General features: G+C 45.9%; 19 protein-coding genes and 1 pseudogene. 10 read left to right on the forward strand and 10 right to left on the reverse strand.

Going from position 1 to position 20,800, the window contains the following annotated elements:
* Positions 1 to 120: 120 nt before the first annotated feature.
* The 4 genes and pseudogenes from ACLFWI_RS09420 (at position 121) to ACLFWI_RS09435 (ending at position 2,147) form a co-directional block, all read left to right on the forward strand.
* Positions 121 to 550, forward strand: a pseudogene (locus tag ACLFWI_RS09420) (four helix bundle protein).
* 82 nt (positions 551 to 632) lie between these two features.
* A complete protein-coding gene (locus tag ACLFWI_RS09425; protein ID WP_446412728.1) occupies positions 633 to 887 on the forward strand; it encodes a hypothetical protein in 255 nt (84 codons plus the stop codon).
* Positions 839 to 1,270 carry a hypothetical protein gene (locus ACLFWI_RS09430; protein WP_446412729.1) on the forward strand — a complete coding sequence of 144 codons (432 nt, stop codon included), beginning with the start codon at positions 839 to 841 and terminating at the stop codon, positions 1,268 to 1,270. The genes ACLFWI_RS09425 and ACLFWI_RS09430 overlap by 49 nt, the downstream gene beginning before the upstream one ends.
* 106 nt (positions 1,271 to 1,376) lie before the next feature.
* A complete protein-coding gene (locus tag ACLFWI_RS09435) occupies positions 1,377 to 2,147 on the forward strand; it encodes a DUF554 domain-containing protein (protein WP_446412730.1) in 771 nt (256 codons plus the stop codon).
* Here the strand turns inward: ACLFWI_RS09435 and ACLFWI_RS09440 are convergent.
* From ACLFWI_RS09440 to ACLFWI_RS09455, 4 genes are all read right to left on the reverse strand, one after another.
* Positions 2,134 to 2,424, reverse strand: coding sequence for a DUF2470 domain-containing protein (locus ACLFWI_RS09440; protein WP_446412731.1), 291 nt, complete (start codon positions 2,422 to 2,424; stop codon positions 2,134 to 2,136). The two genes, ACLFWI_RS09435 and ACLFWI_RS09440, sit on opposite strands and share 14 nt — an antisense overlap.
* 144 nt (positions 2,425 to 2,568) lie before the next feature.
* The gene (locus tag ACLFWI_RS09445; RefSeq protein ID WP_446412732.1) at positions 2,569 to 4,404 is read right to left on the reverse strand and encodes a peptidoglycan D,D-transpeptidase FtsI family protein; all 1,836 of its coding nucleotides are present in this window, start codon (positions 4,402 to 4,404) and stop codon (positions 2,569 to 2,571) included.
* A 54-nt stretch (positions 4,405 to 4,458) separates the two neighbouring features.
* Complete coding sequence (locus ACLFWI_RS09450; protein WP_446412733.1) at positions 4,459 to 4,872, reverse strand: hypothetical protein; 414 nt, start codon at positions 4,870 to 4,872, stop codon at positions 4,459 to 4,461.
* Positions 4,873 to 5,172: 300 nt separating this feature from the next.
* A complete protein-coding gene (locus tag ACLFWI_RS09455) occupies positions 5,173 to 7,299 on the reverse strand; it encodes a GAF domain-containing sensor histidine kinase (RefSeq protein WP_446412734.1) in 2,127 nt (708 codons plus the stop codon).
* Between the two features lie 396 nt (positions 7,300 to 7,695).
* Here ACLFWI_RS09455 and ACLFWI_RS09460 point away from each other — a divergent pair, with 396 nt between their 5' ends.
* Complete coding sequence (locus ACLFWI_RS09460) at positions 7,696 to 7,851, forward strand: hypothetical protein (protein WP_446412735.1); 156 nt, start codon at positions 7,696 to 7,698, stop codon at positions 7,849 to 7,851.
* Positions 7,852 to 8,001: 150 nt separating this feature from the next.
* Positions 8,002 to 9,738, forward strand: a complete 1,737-nt coding sequence (locus ACLFWI_RS09465) for a glycosyltransferase family 39 protein (RefSeq protein WP_446412736.1) — start codon at positions 8,002 to 8,004, stop codon at positions 9,736 to 9,738.
* Positions 9,739 to 9,861: 123 nt separating this feature from the next.
* On the opposite strand, the gene ACLFWI_RS09470 is transcribed toward ACLFWI_RS09465, so the two are convergent.
* The 4 genes from ACLFWI_RS09470 to trxB all read right to left on the reverse strand — a co-directional run bounded on the left by ACLFWI_RS09470 (position 9,862) and on the right by trxB (position 13,973).
* The gene (locus ACLFWI_RS09470; protein ID WP_446412737.1) at positions 9,862 to 10,116 is read right to left on the reverse strand and encodes a hypothetical protein; all 255 of its coding nucleotides are present in this window, start codon (positions 10,114 to 10,116) and stop codon (positions 9,862 to 9,864) included.
* A 128-nt stretch (positions 10,117 to 10,244) separates the two neighbouring features.
* Complete coding sequence (locus ACLFWI_RS09475; RefSeq protein WP_446412738.1) at positions 10,245 to 11,228, reverse strand: heme o synthase; 984 nt, start codon at positions 11,226 to 11,228, stop codon at positions 10,245 to 10,247.
* A gap of 220 nt (positions 11,229 to 11,448) precedes the next feature.
* Positions 11,449 to 12,390, reverse strand: coding sequence for a COX15/CtaA family protein (locus tag ACLFWI_RS09480; RefSeq protein WP_446412746.1), 942 nt, complete (start codon positions 12,388 to 12,390; stop codon positions 11,449 to 11,451).
* 191 nt (positions 12,391 to 12,581) lie between these two features.
* Positions 12,582 to 13,973 carry a thioredoxin-disulfide reductase gene (trxB, locus tag ACLFWI_RS09485; RefSeq protein ID WP_446412739.1) on the reverse strand — a complete coding sequence of 464 codons (1,392 nt, stop codon included), beginning with the start codon at positions 13,971 to 13,973 and terminating at the stop codon, positions 12,582 to 12,584.
* 232 nt (positions 13,974 to 14,205) lie between these two features.
* Between trxB and ACLFWI_RS09490 the strand changes: the two genes are divergently transcribed.
* The 3 genes from ACLFWI_RS09490 (at position 14,206) to ACLFWI_RS09500 (ending at position 18,152) form a co-directional block, all read left to right on the forward strand.
* Positions 14,206 to 15,648, forward strand: a complete 1,443-nt coding sequence (locus ACLFWI_RS09490; protein WP_446412740.1) for a cytochrome ubiquinol oxidase subunit I — start codon at positions 14,206 to 14,208, stop codon at positions 15,646 to 15,648.
* Between the two features lie 8 nt (positions 15,649 to 15,656).
* Entirely contained in the window at positions 15,657 to 16,670 is a 1,014-nt protein-coding gene (locus ACLFWI_RS09495) for a cytochrome d ubiquinol oxidase subunit II (protein ID WP_446412741.1), read from the forward strand.
* Between the two features lie 672 nt (positions 16,671 to 17,342).
* Positions 17,343 to 18,152 (forward strand): hypothetical protein, encoded by an 810-nt coding sequence (locus ACLFWI_RS09500; RefSeq protein ID WP_446412742.1) that lies wholly within the window; start codon positions 17,343 to 17,345, stop codon positions 18,150 to 18,152.
* On the opposite strand, the gene ACLFWI_RS09505 is transcribed toward ACLFWI_RS09500, so the two are convergent.
* On the reverse strand, positions 18,100 to 18,411 hold the full coding sequence (locus ACLFWI_RS09505) for a hypothetical protein (protein WP_446412743.1): 312 nt from the start codon (positions 18,409 to 18,411) through the stop codon (positions 18,100 to 18,102). The two genes, ACLFWI_RS09500 and ACLFWI_RS09505, sit on opposite strands and share 53 nt — an antisense overlap.
* The gene (locus tag ACLFWI_RS09510; RefSeq protein WP_446412744.1) at positions 18,384 to 19,472 is read right to left on the reverse strand and encodes a YheT family hydrolase; all 1,089 of its coding nucleotides are present in this window, start codon (positions 19,470 to 19,472) and stop codon (positions 18,384 to 18,386) included. The genes ACLFWI_RS09505 and ACLFWI_RS09510 overlap by 28 nt, the downstream gene beginning before the upstream one ends.
* A 69-nt stretch (positions 19,473 to 19,541) precedes the next feature.
* Between ACLFWI_RS09510 and ACLFWI_RS09515 the strand changes: the two genes are divergently transcribed.
* Complete coding sequence (locus ACLFWI_RS09515; RefSeq protein WP_446412745.1) at positions 19,542 to 20,648, forward strand: TRAP transporter substrate-binding protein; 1,107 nt, start codon at positions 19,542 to 19,544, stop codon at positions 20,646 to 20,648.
* The last annotated feature ends 152 nt before the right edge of the window (positions 20,649 to 20,800 follow it).

Raw genomic sequence — 20,800 nt, forward strand, 5'->3', positions numbered from 1 at the left:
GGAAAAGTTCACTTTTCTTTTAAAGATTCCCCCGGACTTTGAAAACCCCCTGCTCTTGTAGGGGGGAACGAGGGGGGTTGGGAGAGCTCACAGGGGTAGGTTTTTTACCTTTACGGTAGAATGGAGGTAAGACTTGGAAGACTTGGAGGGAAAGTGGACAAGGAAGAAAACCAAAAAAAAATCAAAACTCACGAAGATCTAATTATTTATCAAAAAGCCTTTGATGCAGCCATGGCTATTTTTGAAATATCACAACAATTTCCCATAGAAGAAAGATATTCTCTCACTGACCAAATACGACGTTCCTCTCGTGCCGTATGTGCCCTCCCTAGCAGAAGCTTGGCGAAAGAGAAGGTATCAAGCATCATTTCTGGCTAAGCTGAATGACTGTGAAGCCGAAAGTGCGGAAACACAGGTTTGGCTAAAATTTGCCGTTAAATGTGAGTATATATCAACGGAGCAAGGCAGAAGAATATATCATACATATAATCAAATTTTAAGCGGATTAGTAAACATGATTAATCACCCAGAAAACTGGTTAATTGGTTAAGCTATGTTAAGGAATAAGCATTTAAAAGACTGGTCAAAAATTGTCTCCTATCATTTTCCTCATTTGTCTTTGCCTGAAGTAGTTGGCGCAAGCAACTTGGAGTTTTGGCATGGTGATGACAGGTTCAAGTAGTCTGACCCGAGGATCAGAATTTATCGCCCAAATCAATGGAGAAAAAAGAAATACAGTCAGACAAAGACTGAAAGAATGGTATCAAGATAGTAAAGATAAAAAAGGGGGGAAACGAAGAGAGTTAGATGTTAGCCAATGCTTTGCTCCTCTACTCAAATGGATTCTTTATGGCAATCTGAAGAAAAATGGCTACCCTTGGCAATAGATGCCACCAATATTGGTCAGAATTTTACTGTTCTTTCTCTTCATGTTCTTTATCAAGGTTGTGGCATTCCCGTAGCGTGTAAAATTGTTAAAGGTACAGAAAAAGGTTCTTGGAAACCTCATTGGCTTCATATTTTTCACTATGTCAAGGATGTAGTCCCCGACTATTGGCAAGTCATCGTATTAGCGGATAGGGGACTATATGCTGACTGGCTATTTGAGGCAATTTGCTCCTTAAATTGGCATCCTTTTTTAAGAATTAATCACCAAGGAAACTATCAAGTTAGATGTGATCCGAAATGGAGACATTTAGATACAGTACATCTTGAACTATACCCTTCTTTTCTTCCTTGTCTACTTTCCTTCCTTTTCTTCCAAGTCTAGCCCCCACCCTAAAGTAAAAAACCTACACCTGTCAGGTGGCGGGGAGGGGTCTGACCCCTCAGTTAATGACCAGCAGTATCCATCAAGGGAGAAGGGGAACCATCACATGCCATTATTAACGTTGACAGTTAATATTTTGCTAACTGATTTCTTTGCTAAGACAAGCGGGACTTGGATTAATGTGATAACGGTAGCGATTGGCACAACTGTAGGGTTGTTACTCAAGCACCGTTTACCTAAACCCATGCAACAAATTATCACCCAAGGGGTAGGACTTCTTACCCTATTTCTGGGTGTTACCATGGCGGCGAGTATGACTCAGGTGCAAGCAGGGCGCATTGATGGTGTGGTGTTGGCGCTAATTAGCATTGTGTTAGGGGGATTACTGGGAGAATGGTGGCAAATTGAAGCTAGACTGCAATCCGTGGGACATTGGCTGAAACGTCGATTTCGCGGAAGTGGTGCGTTCACGGAAGGATTTGTGGCGGCTAGCTTATTATTTTGTGTCGGTCCAATGACGTTGCTGGGGAGTCTGAATAATGGCTTGACGGGTGACGATACCTTGCTGACACTCAAAGCCGTAATGGATGGAATCGCCGCGATCGCACTTTCAAGCAGTTTTGGAATTGGCGTAGGTTTTTCGATTATGGTGATTCTCGTCTATCAGGGCGGAATCTCTCTGGTGGCGGGAGTGTTGGCGCAAGCGATTCCTGATCCCGCCACTGATCCCCGCATTCTGTTGATTACAGGGGTAGGAGGACTAATGATTTTAGGGACGGGAATCAACCTGTTACAGTTGACCCACATCCGTGTTGCGTCCTTTTTACCCGCGTTAATAGCCGCTCCGTTAATTTATCACGTCGCTAGGTTGATTTAGCCGCACCTCTGGCTTGCTTCACCATGTCAATTAACGTGTGGTGGGCGTCTTCCGAGTCTTTGAGGGTGTGATCAAACTCAATGCGTAAGGGAACCGACTCACCCTGACGTTGGGCGATTAAATTCATTCCTGTCGCATCAATGGACTGCATTTGAGCCGACTCGGTATCGGGAGAGTTCCCGAAGGTACGGGCGTAAAGCGCGATCGCATCAGCATGATCCTCGTTCATGTGCTTACAGATGCGATCGCTGACTTGTTGGGTAAACTGTTCAGACATAACTCCTACTTGTAATATGGGATAGTTGTATTTTTTCTCAAACTTGGGTGTTGCTGCAATTTTGACGATGCTTTCTGAGGGTAAATTCGTGGGAATCCCTGTGACGGAATAATCCCCGTCCTTATCGGGCGGGGACTGTCAAAGTCATTCTGTCGCTACTTTTGGCTGGCTTGGCGGAATCTGCTCAATCGCGATTAAAGCTTCCATAACTGACTTGACGATTGGTGCTGCGACTGTAGAGCCAAAAGCATTTCCCTTCGGTTCATCCACCACCGCTATCACCACATAACGAGGAGAATCCACACTGAGAATTCCCACAAAGCTGGTAACTTTGGCATTAGTAAAATACCCCCCCGTGGGACTAGCTTTCTGAGCCGTTCCCGTCTTTCCCGCCACTCGATACCCTGAAATTTGAGCCGTTTTTCCCGTTCCTTGGCTAACCACGGTTTCCATCATTTCCAGAACATTCTGACTGGTTTCTGGTGAGAAGATAGGGCGGGGCGCACTCAGACGTGGTTGCCAATATAGCTGACCTTGACTATCAAAAAGTCCTTGTACCATATAAGGCATAACCAACTTACCCCCATTGGCTAACGTAGCATGGAGTTGAGCAAGTTGCAGGGGTGTTAGGGAAAAACCTTGACCAAATGCTGTTGTTGCGGGTTCGATCGGGGAACTGGTAAACTTTCGCTGATTTTTGAGCTGTCCGGCGGTTTCAAAGGGCAAATCTGTTTCCAGTTTCTGCCCTAATCCCAATCTTTCTAGCCAACCATAATAAACCTCGGGCTTCATTTGCTGCATCATCCGCACCATGCCCACGTTACTGGAATATTGCAGGATTTGTGTCGGATTGATCATGCCATGGGCTTTTTTGTCATAGTTGGCAATAGGCCACCGACCGATCTGAATCGAACCCGTATCGTTGAATAAACTATCAGGACGAACGGCTCCAGATTCCAGCGCGATCGCTACATTCAAAGGCTTAAACGTGGAACCAGGTTCATACAAGTCTGCCAATGCCCAATTTTTAAACAAACTAATGTCAGAGGTCGAATATTGATTCGGGTTATAGGTTGGTTCTGAGACTAACACCAACAAGGAACCATCCAAGGCATCCATAACAATTACAGTACCTCGTTTGGCATTAAATTCCTTAATTTTCTGCTTAAGGGCAGAACGTGCCGCACGTTGTAAGCGACTATCTAGAGTCAGTTGCAACCGCAGATCATCTGAGTGGAGAAACCCTTCGGGAATATGATCCGGCATCAATGTACCATTACCTGCCCGACTCATTCGCAGGGTGCGAATTTCTCGTTCTAATAATTTTTCCTGAGAATACTCAATTCCTGCCTGACCCTGATGATCAATATTGACGTACCCAACTACATCGGCGGCTAACCCTTGCTGAGGATAAAGGCGAGAATATTTGGGAATCAGTTCGATCCCATCCAAACTTAATTGAGCAATTTTGTTCGCTGTATCTTCCGTTAATGCTCCACTAACTTGAATCCCCGTATTTCTTTTATTAAATAGCGTTTCCAAGTCAGTAGACGACTGGTTCAGAATTGGCGCTAGCTGAGTCGCTATATTTGATTTGGATAGCTTAAACAGTTTAGGATGAACGTAAAGGGTATAGACGCGCCGATCCACCGCCAAAACATTACCATTACGGTCAACTATTGGACGACGCGGAATAAACGGGCGCATATAAATCATCTGCTGTTGCCTTGCTTTTTCTTCCAAGCTAGGTGAGATGACGACTTGCAGCCGATATAAATTGAATAAAAGCCCAAAACTCCCTGCCATCATGATTACCCAAATTAACAGCAATCTAAACCCAGGGCGTTGAAACAGTTTTGACTGTTGAGTGTTCAGTTTTGAGTGTTGACCCTTCGCTTCGCTCAAGGGCATAGTTTTGAGTTTTGAGTTCTGCATTCGATCATTCATCCTGCCCAAGTAACCTGCTCCCAGACGTAGCATGCTACGTCTGGAACATGACTCCCCCTGCTCCCTTGTGCATTTGTGTGTGTTACCTCAATATCCCAAAGGAGTCTGTGCTAGTGTTTCTTGGTCAGACGTCTGATGCGGAGATTCCTGGAATTGGCGCTGAGGTGCCGGAGAGAGCAAAAGGGTATTGGCAGTAGTAGGTGTTACCAAACCTGTGGCAGGGCGTTCCGCTTGTTGAGCGAGTTGATCTTTGATGATTTCATTCGTTGTTGTCAGATCACGCTCATTCCGCTGGAGCGTTCCCAATTTTCGGTATTCTTGCGTCCACTGCTGCTGGGTATATACAGTCCAAGCATAAATGGTTAGTGTCACAATACCCAGGAGGAGCGTGATCACATCCGAACCGCGTTGCAGGATCATCAGCGATCGCAACCAACCAGGAGTCCGTTCTCGTGAGGTGTCAAGCCTTTCTACCTTTTGGCGACTGGTTCTAGACGCCAAGGGTGACACAGGGCTTGATCGAAATGACCGCCTTCTTGAGGATGAGGAAACCGGAACTTGGCGAGAGGGACGATGTTGAATTGGAACAGAGCGAGAGACAGCATTCATAAGCATTCGGCAAATATTTGTATTTTGAGTTTTGTTTTTTGTGTAGGGGCGGGCTTTACCATTATCGTTTCTTACCCGACACAGGATACGACTCCCAAGAGTCCCAACCGCGTTTTAAGTGCAAGAGTGTTGGCGGTTCCCCATCTCCCCATCTCCCCATCTCCCCATCTCCCCATCTTCCCATCTCCCCTGTCAACTTGGTTTAGCGACTTCCCGTGACAAGTCAGAAGCAGGAGTGGGGGATTGAGAGGACGAGGGACTCGATTTTAGGGCATGATGATGGCGCACTGGGATTTGCAAAATAAACTCAGTCCCTTGACCCGGTTGCGATCGCACGTCTAGTTGCCCCTGGTGTTGATTAACAATGGTTTGATAGCTCACGGTTAAACCCAAACCTCGACCTTCTCCAACGGCTTTGGTTGTGAAAAATGGCTCAAAGATACTTGAGAGAACCTCTGGATTAATCCCTGCACCATTGTCAGCTATACTAATTTGTACCCGATCCTCATCCGCAGAATGAATGCTCGGTTGCCACTGCGTTCGCAGGGTAATCATTTTATCAGAATTGGGCGAACGATTGAGTGCTTCAATGGCATTCGTCAGCAGATTGAGAAATACCTGATTGATCGGCTTAGGGTAACATTCGACATGAGGGAGGTTATCGTAATGCCGTTCTATGCTAATCGTATTGATGCATTGGTTGTGCAGGATTAATAACGTATTTTCCAATGCCGCGTTGATATCAATCAGTTTCAAGGAGGCTTCGTTGTGCCGCGAAAATCTTTGCAATAACTGTACGATTTCCTGAATTCGCTTAGTACCTGATTGCATGGATTGCAAAAGTTTTGGTAAGTCCTTGCTTAAAAATTCAATTTCCATTTCCTCCAAGATGTTTTTCAGCGTCGGTGAGGGGTTCGCATATTCAGTTTGGTAGGCTTGCACTAAACGCAGCAAGTCATTGACATAATTTTCTAAGTAAGGAATATTGCCATAGATGAAACTAATGGGATTATTGATTTCATGAGCCACCCCAGCCACCATTCTGCCTAAACTGGACATTTTTTCACTTTGAATCAGTTGGACTTGGGTCAGCCGCAGTTCTTCAATCATTTCTGCTAGTTTTTGGGCTTGCATGGCATTATGTGCCGCTTGTTGCTGGGTGCGGGTATATAAATATGCCTGTTGCAAGGAAATCGCGAGTTGATCAGCCACCGCTTGCGCTAATTCTTGATCGTGTTTTGACCAATAGCGAATGTAAGCGCATTGATTAAGGTACAAAATGGCATAAAGTTTACCATGGGCTTGCACTGGAACCACTAACGAGGATTTGATTTGGGCAGATTGGTATTCTTCGTTGTTGGCATCAATCCGTTCATCTTGGGTTACGTCGGGAATCACTACCGCCCGTCGGTGCTGAATAATCCACTGGGTAATTGGACCGTGGGGATTAAATGTGTCTTTACAAGGGGTAAAGGGTTGGCGATACACCTCATAGAGATGGTTGTGGTTTAATATCACAGCTTCTGAGTTGACGGCTGGTCGATCTGAAGTTTGATAATCCTCGACTAAATGCACCAAACATCGATCCACTTCCAACGCTGAACACAGATGGCTAATCGCTTCCGTTAATATGGTCTGGGGATCAAAACTCTGGCGAGTTTGATTAGTAATATGATTAACGATTTGCTCCCGAATGGCTTGGTTCTGGGTTTGTTCATAGAGTTGAGCTTGACGGATACCAATTTCTAAGGATTCCGCGATCGACTCTAAAAATTGAATTTCTGGAGTTGCCCAAAACCGAGGTTGCTCACAAAGACAAGCAATAAACCCAATTCCGTTTTCTTTACCTGTGACGGGAATCAATAAGCTGGCTTTATATTCCCAGAGGGAGGGATTGGGAATGAGTGATGGGGGATTGGCAGAGGATTTGTGTAAAAGCTGTTGCACTCTCCACCGTACTCCTGTGGGTGTCAAGTGCGCTGTGCCACGATTAACGATCCGTTTCCCTTCGGCGATCGCCCTTGCCATAGTACCAAAACATTCTAGGGGATACTCTCCCAAATACGAGGGCTGATGCTCATGCTGACGGCGTTCGCAGACAATCTCAACTTGTCCCCGTTCTTGCGAATACCAGAAAAAACTACAACAATCAAGTCTAAGCAACGCCGCAATTTCGTCTACGGCTGTTTGCACAACAACTTGCAATTCCAGGGAATTACGGATACGATCAACGATTTTTTGGGTTAGTGCTGCTTGCCTTGGGGGATACTTGATCCAAGCTTGGATCGATTGAAAAGCGTGATAAAAATTAGAAAACACAATGCATTCCTTAAACAATCCTCCGCACCCACCTTGACGGCTTGTCCTGATTTTATAGGCTAAACCGCTAAAAAAACCCTATATTAACAATTATGCAGCTAATTTAGTTAGACTACGTAATTCTTCAGAATTTAATGAATCATAAGCAACATGCCGACAACTGGGTCAGGTAAGCTGGTGAATGTCATTCCAGCCTATCTTGGCATCTTCCCTCACCCTCAAGGCAAGCAAAGCGGCGTGTAAGCGCAGTGTAGCGAAGTGCCACCGTTATCGGTTAGAGTGGGTTCACTCTTGCTCGATTAAGGGAAAAAACCAGTAGTCGTGTGAAAACTATAAAGTTATAGTAAGCTAACGTAACGTCTGATTTGACGCAGTCTTTAACACCAAGGGGAGTGTATGACTAAGAAATTCCTGAGTTTGTTGCTGGTATTGGCTTTGGGAGCTAGTTTAGGCGCTTGCCAAAATGCAGGCGAAGCTCCAGTAGACGGTGGAGAAGCCACAGAGTCTCCCACTGAGTCTCCCACAGGGTCTCCCACTGAGTCTCCTGAGTAGAAAAGCCCCAAAGAAAGGCGATCACCTATTGATCGCCTTATCCCGGAAGCTTGAAACTATTTCCTAAGCCAAAACGCGATATCTAGACTTCATCGTCAGGTATCGCTTTTTGCTTGGCTTCAAGCCTTGGTGTATCAATTGTCATGAACCATGAACCCTAAACAACGACATTGGTTGCACTTTGGGCTACTCTTGTTATGGATAGCCCTTGGTGCAATCCTGCGCTTGAGTCGTTTGGTGTCTCTACCCCCATGGACTGATGAGTTCGCCACGATGGTCTTTAGTTTAGGCAACAGTTTTCAAACCGTGCCACTGAATCAGTGGATTAGTTCAGATGTCTTGCTCTATCCCTTGCATCCTATGGCTGATGCAGATATGGGTTCAGTTGTCAACCATTTAAGGCAAGAAAGTACCCATCCGCCGATTTATTTTGTCTTAACCCATTTGTGGATAAAGGTCTTTCCTACTGATGACGGATTGGTATCATTATGGGGGGCGCGATCGCTCTCGGCATTATTGGGAATTGCGGCTATTCCTAGCCTATTTGGTTTGGGGTATTTAGCGTTTGGTTCTCGGTTAGTCGGTCAAATCGCCGCCGCGATCATGGCGGTTTCACCTTACGGGATTTTCCTCGCCCAAGATGCACGTCACTACACTCTGGTGATTTTATGGGTGATTGCGTCTTTATCCTGTTTAGTTGTGGCAATTCAGGGTATTCACCGTGAGGAACCGTTATCAGTAGGAATGGGATTAGTGTGGGTGGGTGTCAATAGTTTGGGAATCGCCACCCATTATTTTTTCAGCTTAACCATCTGTGCGGAAGGGATTGTGCTGTTGACGCAGGCTTGGCAACAGGGAAGGAAAGATCCTCAGATTTTGACGCGATCGCATTGGCGGCGTATCTATGGGGTTGCTTTAGGGACGCTTGTCGGGGGTTTAGTTTGGCTACCTGCTTTATCCAGTATCTACGGTAGCGAACCCACAGCCTGGATAGCCGACGGGGATCTCACTCGTGAATGGTTAGCACCAATTGGGCGGCTGTTTATTTGGGGGTTGAGTATGATCCTCTTGCTTCCCACCGCCACAACTATTCTGCCAATTTGGATCGTGGTAATCTCCGGTATCGTAACGGTGTTATTTGTGGTTAGCCTGATACCAAGACTCGGTAATGGCTGGAAAATCCAACAGCACTTTCCTGATCGCCGTTTAGCCTTGCAGATTTTGTCGGTATATTTAGGGAGTGCGATCGCGTTAGTTTTTGGCATCACCTACGGTTTAGGTATGGACTTAACTCTAGGGGCGCGGTTTCAGTTCGTTTACTTTCCGGTTGTAATCCTGTTATTAGCCGGGATATTAGCTGGAGTTTGGCAGCAGGTGACATTTGATTCAGCTTCTGGGCTCAAGCATGGCAAAGCAATTGTGGCAATGATTTGGCTGATGGGATTAATCGGAGGATTCACCGCAATTGGGAATTTAGGGTACTTACAAAATCACCGTCCCGACTTGCTTGCACCTGTAATCCAAGAGGCTTCTCAATCTGCCGTATTCATCGCCACTACTCACAAGCATCATGGACAAACCGGGCGACTGATGGGGTTAGCCTGGGAATTTAAACGATTATCGGATAGGAATAATTCTGAAACGGATAGAACAACATCTGCTCAATTTTTTCTAGCGGATCGCGATCCCCAAACCCGAACCTATACAGACGCGATCGCACGCTTACAAAACACGTTAACTGAACTACCACGCCCCTTCGATTTATGGTTAGTGGATTTTCGGACTAAAGTTGATTTAGAGGCGCAGCATTGTTTTCGCGATCGGTCTTATGGGTCATGGGCTGGTGAATATAAATATAAACTTTATCGTTGTCGAGTAGGAAAATAAAGAAAAATTATAGACTAGGTAATAACCGAAATTGTGTAGCAACCGAAAACAGCACGATAAGCAGTAGCTTTAGCTATAACCCTTTGATTAATTCTCCTAAAAATTTCAGACAAAATGTCTGTGTCAAGCAGTGCCTTTTCCAATTTTTTCGTTTAATAACTGTACTCTCCGATTTTTTAGGGCTTCTTCAAGTATCTCACCAACAAGTTCCGGTTCATCAGCAACTAATCCTAACCAAGGATCTTTTGTTCTTTTTTGCCGGACTAGTAGTTTGATAACGTCTGCAATCAGTTCCGGTAATGTAATTTGCCGAGACTCTGCCAAAAGCTTGGCACTTTCAATGGTTTTTTTGTCGAGTTCAACTTCGATCTTCGTCATGCTGCTTAGCCTCTTGCATCAGGAGCTTGATGAAATTTTAGCATTTTATAACCTCAGACATCGATTAGCACGAATCATTTAGTAGAGACGTTCCGCCGGAACGTCTCTACCACAGTTGGTTATTCCCATTAAACCGGAAATGGCAAAAACGGGATCGCACTCACCAAGGTTTGTAAATTGTCAGCTAAAGCGGTTGAGAGTTGCTGGGTGATCGGTAAACTATCCACCACGATACCAGTACATAAGAGCATCATGTACAAAATCGAGTACTTAAACAGCCCTCGCGCCAGTTGGTTATTGGTGGGACTTTGTAATAACTGCCATGCTTTTTGCAGGAAAATACTACCCAACACCAGCGCGATCGCGCCATACACCACACCCGATACTCCTAACGGATAAATGAACAACAGCGACGCGGGAACAACTAACAACGTGTAAACCCAGATTTGACGGGTTGTAGACTCTTCACCTGCTACAACAGGCAACATGGGAATCCCGACTTTGGCGTAATCCTCGCGAATCATCAAAGCCAGCGCCCAGAAATGGGGAGGAGTCCACAAAAAGACGACAGCAAACAGCAACCAGGCGGGTAAACTCAACTCTCCCGTCACCGCCGCCCAACCCACCAGCGCTGGAATTGCCCCGGCTGCACCGCCAATCACGATGTTTTGGGGTGTATGGCGTTTGAGTAAATGGGTGTAAATCCCCATGTAGAAGATAATGCCCGACATCGCCAATAATGCGGCTAGAAGATTGGCAAAGACGGCTAATAGGGTAAACGATGCCGATCCGAGAGCGATCGCGAATAACAAGGCATCACGAGTCTGTATCCGCCCTGAGGGAATTGGACGGCTACGGGTGCGTAGCATCTCATAATCGATATCGCGATCATAAATGCAGTTGAGGACTTGAGCCGAAGCAGCGGCTAAGGTTCCTCCCAGCAGAGTAATGAGTAGCAAAAAGGGATCAACTTGCCCCTCAGACGCCATCCACATCCCTGCGGCTGTCGTAATCAACAGCAAAGGAATAATGCGAGGTTTTGTGATTTGGTAGTAGCTCTGAATCACTTGCCGGAAGTTTTCATGTTGACGGGATATAGTTGTCCCAATCATTAAATTCACCAATTCCTTATTTATTGAAACACTATATACAATCATTAACACTTTGACACAATCGCCGTTTTAATGCTGTAGGGGCGGGCGAGTAGGGGAAGCCATGTAGAGACTCCTCATGCTACGTCTGGGAGCTGGGGGAGATGGGGAAGAGGATTACCAATGAACCATGAACCATGAACAATCAACAAATGACAAATGACAATCCTCGCCGTTAACTTTAATTGTCCCCACCTACTTTTTCTACCGCTAACCCAGTGGTGCGATCGCGTAATGCCAAAACGGTAAAGACAATCAAATCTCCCAGTAATGCAGCACCTACAGCTTGATGAGACAGGGTTAGGGGTTCCACCTGTAGGTGTAACCAGAACGTCGCCACTCCCAGAATAATCTGTAAAATTACTAATCCACCTGCCAGATTTGCCAACTGTCGCAACAGGGGATGGAGGGCAGGTGTGCGCCATGCCCAAATAACCAGGGTTAATGTGACTAACGTAGCTGGGACTACACCCGCAATATGACTATTCATCACGGTGCAAAGTTGAGATGCGCCAAAGCATTGATGTAATGCCCAACGGGACGCCACCAAACCTCCCAACAAGCTTTGTAAGTAAACCAGAATAGCTGCCGTAAAACCCAGCCAGGGTAAGCGTCCAACCGCTCCTGTACCCTTGTAAGGCATCAGGGCAGTACCAATAATCAGTAAGGTTGAGAAAAACAACAAGGCTGTACCCAAGTGAGCCGTCACAATATCAAACCGTAACAGTTCGGTCACCGTTAAGCCACCCAAGACGCCTTGAAACACAATTAAACCCAAGGCAAATGTTGCCGCCCAAGGCAGCCACTTGGGTAAAAAACGGCGATCCCACCACGACAAAACCATTAGAGCGATCGTACTGACGCCAATTAATGCCGCATCGAGGCGATGGAACCATTCCAAAAAGACTTGGAAATTCATCTGCTGACTTGGCACCCACTGTCCATAGCACAGGGGCCAATCCGGACAAGCGAGTCCAGCATTCATCACCCGCGTCGCACTCCCTACTGCCATCAACAGCAACGTAGCGATCGCGATTTTCCAAACAAGGCGGCGGGTACGATCCCTGGCTTGGTTGCGATCAGGGGACTCAATCGTATGTTGAGGAAGGACGGATTCAGTCATAGCACTCATTGCTAATTAACTCTATCAAACCCTGAGTACCAACTTATGAGTTCGTCAAACTCAGGGGTAGTTCATTTACTCACACGATAACGCGACTGTTGATTACCTGCCTCACCGTAGGTTTTTAAGTTGACCAGATGGATAGGATCGTGTCCCTACTCTATTTGGTGTTGGTGCGTAAGTCCTGCACCTTATCTAGCTGCTGAAACTTCGGTAGGTAGGTACTTCTCAATCATCTGACGGTATTCGCTTTTTTGTTTTAAACCCTTAAGTTGATCCACGATTTCTTTGTCTTTGAAAAATTGTACCGTGGGTGTTCCAGTAACCATGGCATTTTCAGCGATTTCGGGTTCTGCTTCGATATCAACCTCGACAAAGTGAATTTTGCCCTCATATTCATCCACCACTTTATTTAAAATTGGCTTCAGGGTATGGCAAGGACCGCAGTTGGGTGAAACATACTTAACCATAATCAGGCGATCGCTCTCGTGGAAGAGTTTGCGTAGGGCATAACCGCCAACATGCCCTGTCTTGTTTATATCAAAAGTTGCTTCTGTATCTGCTGTCGGTTTCTCGTCCGCCGTCTGGGTAGGTGGTTCAGATTCGGGTTGCTGGTGATATTCCTGAATCAGGTTATTAACAGACAACCAGCGTTCCGCTAACATGGCAGCCATACAGCCCGTTCCCGCTGCCGTAACCGCTTGGCGAAATTCATGGTCTTGCACATCACCTGCTGCATACACCCCTTCTACACTGGTTTCAACCGAACCCGGTTTGGTAATAACATAGCCCACGTCATCTAGATCGAGTTGTCCTTGGAACAGGGAGGTGTTGGGAGTATGACCGATCGCATAAAATAATCCCTTAACCTGTAAGTCGCTCTCCTCGCCCGTTTGGTTGTTGCGGAGTTTGACTCCACTCATCCGACCATTTTCACCAAACACATCCACCGCCTGCGTATTCCAGTGAACGGTGATATTGGGATTATTTAGCACTCGGTCTTGCATGGTTTTCGATGCCCGCAGTTGGTCGCGGCGCACCAATAGATGCACATGATCCCCATATTTGGTTAAGTACACAGCTTCTTCAGCGGCTGAGTCACCCCCACCCACCACGGCTAGGGATTGACCATGAAAAATGGGAGTCGCACCATCGCAAATCGCACAGGCGGAGATCCCATGACTCCAGAATTGGTTTTCACTGGGGAGTCCTAAACGTTTGGCGGTGGCGCCGGTGGCAATTACAATACTGTGGGCTTGGACTTCTCGTTCGTCAGAACGGATAATGAAAGGACGCCGACTCAAATCCACAGACGTGACATCCTCGGTGTAACACTCCGTTCCCCAGCGTTCGGCTTGGGCTTTCATCCGTGCCATCAGTTGCGGACCTGTGATCCCTTCGGGGAAACCGGGAAAGTTCTCTACATCAGTGGTGGTCATTAGCTGACCCCCAGGAAGTCCTCCCGCTTGGAAGCCTTCAAACATCAAGGGTTTAAGGTTAGCGCGGGCGGCGTAAATGGCAGCCGTGTAACCGGCAGGACCCGAACCGATAATCACCAGATTTTCTACGGTAGAGCTGGACATCTGACCTCCTCCTACAATAAATGCTTACGCATTATAGTGTAGGCTTCCAAGTCTCACGACTTGGCTTTCCTGGTTTTTCCCATTCGGGATTTCGCCACTTGCCGAGATTGAGTTGCCTCAACCGATACCTCTCGTGATGACGGTTTGAGCGCGTTAGCATTATAATGAATCGGGTCATGAGCCTGATCGCAGGTTTTCTAGTTCCTATTCAGGTCTTATGTAACGGAAAGTCATGGAATTTTTGTCTGATACCGTCGTGCTGTCACGCCTGCAATTTGCGGTGACGGCTATTTTTCACATGCTTTGGCCCGTTCTTACCACAGGTATGGGGATTTACCTGGTTATCGTGGAAGGACTATGGCTGAAGACGCGCAATCCTGATTATTATTACCATGCTCGCTTCTGGTCGAAGCTGTATGTTCTCAACTTTGGCATTGGTGTCGCCACGGGTGTGCCGATGGAATTTCAGTTTGGTACCAACTGGGCATCCTTTTCCGAGGCGGTTGGTAATTTTTTTGGCAGCATTCTCGGCTTTGAAGCGTCGATGGCGTTCATGCTAGAAGCGGCGTTTTTGGGGATTATGGTGTTTGGTTGGCAGCGTGTTCATCCCATTATGCACTACATTGCAACTATCCTGGTTGCATTTGGTGCCAACTTATCCACGTTCTGGATTTTAGCCGCCAATTCCTGGATGCAAACCCCAGCCGGTGGAGAATTTGTCGATGGCAAGTTTATTGTCAGCGATTATTTTCAGGCAATTTTTAATCCCTTCATGGTGAACAGCGTCCTACACATGTTCTTTGGCACCTTGGAAACCTCGCTGTTTGTGATTGGCGGGATTAGCGCTTGGTACATTCTCAACAAACGCCATTCCGCCTTCTTTTCTAAGGCGTTGAAAATTGTCTTAGCGGTTGCGATCGCCGTCGCCCCCTTACAGATCTATATTGGACATTTAAGTGGCGAACAAGTGTATCGTCATCAGCCGTCTAAACTAGCCGCGATGGAAGCGCAGTGGGAAACCATACCAGCCGGAGTTGCCGCAGATTGGAGTCTTCTGGCATTTCCCAATGAAACCGCTGAACAAAATGATTGGGAAATTAAAGTTCCCAATGCGTTGGGATATATCCTGGAATTCCAAAAAGAATTGCCAGAACCTGTTTTAGGATTGAAGGAGTGGAAACCGGAAGATCGACCCCATCTGTTAGGGTTAATCTACTATTCTTTCCGGATCATGATTGCCATTGGTTTCTTCTTCGCCGGATTAATGCTGGTGAGTCTCCTGCAATGGCTACGCGGTAAGCTTTCAGCCGAAAACATTACCCAGCAGCGTTGGCTTATGTTTGCCTGGATTTTTGCCGCGCCCCTCGGTTATATTGCGGTTGAATCCGGTTGGATTGTCCGCTGTGTGGGACGACAACCCTGGACAGTGTATGGGCAAATCCGCACCGTAGATGCCGTATCCAATGTCCCAGCCAGCAATGTTTTAACCTCGTTACTCAGTTTTAGCGGGGTTTACATCCTGTTATTTTGTGCAACTTTGTTTTTCGGTAGCCGAATTATCCGCCGAGGTCCCAATTTCAACCTCCCTTTACCCAGTTCTGATACTCAAGAAGGCGTCAACACTGATCCGGGACAGTTTATTCCCGATGAACGCCCACTAGAAGCACAGCAGTAGGAGGTTTTATGGAGACACTATCCTATTTTCTTCCCCAAGTCTGGTTTGCGATTTTAGCCCTGTTTCTCTTCCTCTACGTGATGCTGGATGGATTTGATTTAGGGGTTGGCATTTTATCTGTTACCTCTTCAACTGAGGAACGCAGGGGTATTTTAATGACCAGTTTGGGTAATGTTTGGGATGCCAACGAAACCTGGCTGGTGATTATGGGCGGGGGTTTATTTGGGGCATTTCCTTTAGCCTACGGCACAATTTTAACTGCCTTGTACATCCCAATTTTATTGATGGTTTTTGGGTTTATATTTCGGGCGGTAGCGTTTGAGTTTCGTGAACAAGCGGATCGTAAGTTCTTCTGGAATTTAGCCTTTGGTGCCGGAAGTTTCAGCGCGGCACTGGGTCAAGGATTTGCCTTGGGGGCTGTGCTATCGGGGATTACGGTTGATGAAGCGGGTCATTTTATTGGCGGCACTTGGGATTGGCTAACCTGGCAATCTGTTATCGTGGCGTTGACGTTAATTCAAGGGTATGTGTTAATTGGCTCAACCTATTTGGTTCTGAAAACAGAAGGGGAATTACAAGCTACCCATTACAAAACCGCTAAAATTGCCGCGATCACCACGCTAATTGGCGCGATTGTGATTACGATTACCACGCCCATCTTTTATGAGTATGCGCGATCGCGTCTTTTTTCTCAACCCCAAGTTTATATCTTCGCGACTATCCCTCTCCTGGGAATTACGCTGATTTGGCTACTCTGGAGAAGTCTGAATCGACAGCAAGAAAGAACGCCATTTATTTGGACGATTCTACTGTTTTTACTGACGTTTCTTGGATTAGCCTTGGTTGTGTTTCCCTACATCATCCCCACTCAGATCACCATTTATGATGCCGCCGCTGACCCCAGTGCGCTGGTGTTCATGATCATCTTTATCGGTGTTCTGATTCCGATTATGTTGGCATACAACATCTACCAATACATCGTGTTTCGGGGTAAGGTCACAGGTGAACATTATGAAGCCTAAATAAGTCAAAGGTCAAAAGTTATTGGGTTTGACCGATAACTTAACTAAACCTGCCCCTACAATCGGGCGGGTTTTACCGATAATATTGTGACAAAAACCGATAACCTAACGAAACCCGCCTTCCTAAATCGCCATTAAACCAGGTTCCTGGGCACAAGACAGAAGGTTTATGCTTGATACCTTCTCGTTTTATCTGTTCAATAAAGTCCTAACGTTGATAACGACAGCTAGATTCAGTTAACCTCATCCCATGCCTAAAAGACACAGAATTTTACGTTGATAGTTCATCGTTGATGGTGTATTGTCATAATGTAACTTTTTTTGACAATAAATAAATTTAATACTCAGTAAATATTTGCATTAATTCATTAAGTTAATCGGTGATGAAGATACCAAAATGCCTAATTTTTTGCTAGAATAGTTAAGTCTATTTACTTATTAGTAGCAGGAACAATGTCAGGCATAGTTAGAGGCTGAAGTCTGGCTACTTCCTCAAATCGTTGTGGCATTGAGCTAAAACTCCACTGAACCCAAAATATTTGAGGACAACTCGTTAAGCCGACATTATCGATAAAGACTAAGTGTTTACCTTGCCTGATAGCTAAAGGATCAGTCGAATTAAGGCTGACCAAGGCGTTTGCCGCATAATTTTAACGGTAAAGGGAAGACGCAATGAAAGTTAAAGGTTTACTGAATCAGTTATCACTCCTGTTCGGATGTTTATGCGTATTCGGACTTTTAGGGGAAAACGTATGCGCCGCCACTATTTGGCGATCGCTTATGGTAGGTCCACACTATCCCGGAGGAGCATCCTTTGATGATACGATCGCAGGAACGCGCATGACGAACTTGAGCAATCAGTTTGCGCTGTGGTCTAACTGGGAACCAGCAAACATGAATGTGTTGATCGGCGCAGTTACATCGGAGGGGATTACTCAAGCCATTATGAATGCAGGTGTAGATGATGATGATTTCTTCACCTTTGTTTACCATGGACATGGATCATCAAATGAATGCTATTCTCTACCGGGAGAGCGCATGTTTGCTGATGAACTTCACAGCGCACTTGCGGGATTGCCAGCCACGTCTACAAAGTTAGTCGTTAATTTGTCTTGCTACGGAGGTAGTTTTGGGAACGAATTATCAACCCTGAATAATATCGCGTTTTTTAGTGGTGCTGGAGCGACAGAAGTGTTACCTGAGCCACCAAGATTCTATACCAATCTATTTGACAACGCTAATCCCAACAACATCGAGTTTGTAGATTGGAACAGTGACAACAGGATTAGTATTAGCGAATACTATACGGCTTCGCAGGTGGTGGATAGGGGAGCTAATTCTCAGTACAACAACTCTAACTCAATCCTAGACAACGCGACAGTTTTTTATCTTCCTGCGTCAGTGGCTGAACCTAGCTCTGTCTTAGGTATTATCGTAATAGGAGTATGGGGATTGAAAAAAATTTACAAACAGGGTGCATAGTTAGGGTTGGCTGAATAAGTATTGTGGTGAGGGGGAGCTGGGGTAGCAAGGGTACACCGCGAGTGAGTTGGATAATACATCCCGGTATTTCTCTGATCCGATTATTTGATAAATACAGCCATTGCCGGTTAGGGATTTGGGTAATACTGTTCGATATTTCTCTTATCGGATTATTCGATAAATCCAGCCATTCTAAATTAGTGAGCTTGGCAATATTTTCCGGTATGTCTATTAGCCGATTGTTTGTGATGCTTTGCATTGTTCACTGGACGAATCGCACCATTCAATCACTCGATTCCACGCCCACCAGCAGTCCGGATCGTGATAGTCACGCTGACAAGCACGAGAACTAATATAACCGACATGACCCCCGTGTTTTGTCACCCTTAAGTCAATCGCGGGATTATCAGCACAAATCTCTTGCAAGTCAGGAATAATCGTGGGGTCAAACATCGGATCATCGGCTGCATAAAGAATCAGCGTTGGTTTATTTAGGTGAGGTAAAATATGCAGCCCACTACTGGCATCATAATACTCTTCCACCGAGGAAAACCCTAATCGCTTAATTACTAGCTCATGATCAAATCCCCAAATACTGTTTGCCCGTTCAACCGCTTCTGGATCAATGTCTTGGGGATGAGCCTGATAGAGACGCCATGCGAGTTGTTTTAAAGCCCGTGTAACCGCTTGTTCTAAATACCGCCCCAATGGATGGTTTAACAGATAGGTAAGAGAACGGTTAGAATCCAGACTGGGACAAATAACCGCACCACCGCCAATCTCTGACTCATCTAATCCTACCGCTTCGGGCAAACTCGCGATCGCTTGAGCTGATTTAACCCCCCAAAGCGCTAATTGTCCGCCCAGTGAATAGCCTGTAAACCAAAATGGGGCGGGACATTCCATGGCTTTTGCTTGCGCCGCTATCAGGACAAAATCATTACCCTCGTACAAACCATCGGAGGTTAATGTTGGTGACAACAGTGCTGTTTTTCCATGGGCTCGCCAGTCGAATAGCACCACTGCATAGCCTTGAGCAAAGGCTTTACGCCCCAACAGTCTCAGGAACCATTGGTTATCCAGATCCCCGGTAATTCCATAAGTTCCGACAATCGTACCTTTGGCATGTTCGGGAATGGCGACAATCCCAAAAATCGGTACATTGTCAGCGCCGCGAAAAATTTTCTCCTGATACGGGGGTTCTGGGTAGGGAACCATCGCTTCCCAATCACGGGAGGCTCTAAACGCCAGGTACAGGGTCATCGCCAGACCATGACTTAACCACCAGGGGGAATGAAAGTTTTTTTTGTCATTCGTCATTTGTTATTCGTCGATTGTTTGTTCATGATTTATGATTAAGATTCATTATTTAAACGATATAGCTAGATTATGAAACGTCGAAATATTCTAAAGTATACAACAATTGGTGCGGCTGGGGCTAGTCTCAACGCCTGCCGCAAAAAAATACCTCAACCCCCATCAAAACCTGATCAACCGATCATTAATTGGCGCATGGCAACAAGCTGGGATCGCTATTTTGAAATCCTGTTTGAGGGCATTGAAACATTATGTCGCTCCGTTAGTACGATGACGGAGGGGCGCTTTACCATTACCCCCTATCCGGGTGGTGATTTAGCCCCACCTCTGGAAGTGTTTGATGCGGTGTCCACCGGAACTGTTGAATGCTGTCACACGAATACGTTCTACTCCTTCCAGAAAAGTCCCGCCCTCGCCTTTGGCACTACCCTTCCTTTTGGTTTAAATGCTCAACAGCAAAATGCTTGGCTCTACAAAGGGAAAGGATTAGACACTTTACAAGCGATATTTTCTGAGTTTAATCTTATCGGATTTCCGGCTGGCAATTCAGGGACACAAATGGGGGGATGGTTTCGGCGAGAAATTAACACAGTTGCTGATTTAAAGAACCTGAGAATGCGGCTACCTGGGCTTGGCGGGCAAATTATGAGCCGTTTGGGTGTCAATGTTGTAACGATCGCAGGTCAAGATATCGTACCTGCTTTGTTAGAAGGAAGCATTGATGCGGTGGAATGGATTGGTCCTTATGACGATGATACTTTAGGGCTTCAAAGAGCCGCCCCTTACTACTATTATCCAGGATGGTGGGAACCAGGAACCACGTACATGGTGCTGGTAAATCAGGCGGAGTGGAACAAACTTCCCTCAGACTATCAAGCCATTTTCCAAACAGCGGCGGCTGAAGCCAATTTAAAAACGTTAGCTCGATATAATGCCGTTAATGGTGAAATTTTGGAGCGATTTATTTTAGGGGGAACGAAGTTAATGCCCTTTAGCCTAGAGATTTTAGACACCGCTAGGAAAACAGCATTTGAACTCTATGAAGAAATCGCGAGTCAGGATGCTACATTCCGAGACGTTTACAGTCAATGGCAAGCTTTTAGGGAGCAGCTTTTTGAATGGAATCGAGTTAGTACGTTGAGTTTCACGGATTTTGCGTACACAACTATTGATAATTAGGAAATAAGGGTTCTTCCGTAGTTGGTGTACTAAATTGTTAGTTTGAGTTTCCTTAGACGAAAAGCAGTTAGTTAAGGCTAACCTGGCTTTATTGTCAAGATCTGTTTTTAAAAGATTATGTGAAGATTAAGTTATAGGTCAATAGATGACTG

The sequence above is a fragment of the Coleofasciculus sp. genome (genome assembly GCF_046539235.1).
In the GTDB taxonomy this organism is placed as follows: Bacteria; Cyanobacteriota; Cyanobacteriia; order Cyanobacteriales; family Coleofasciculaceae; genus Coleofasciculus.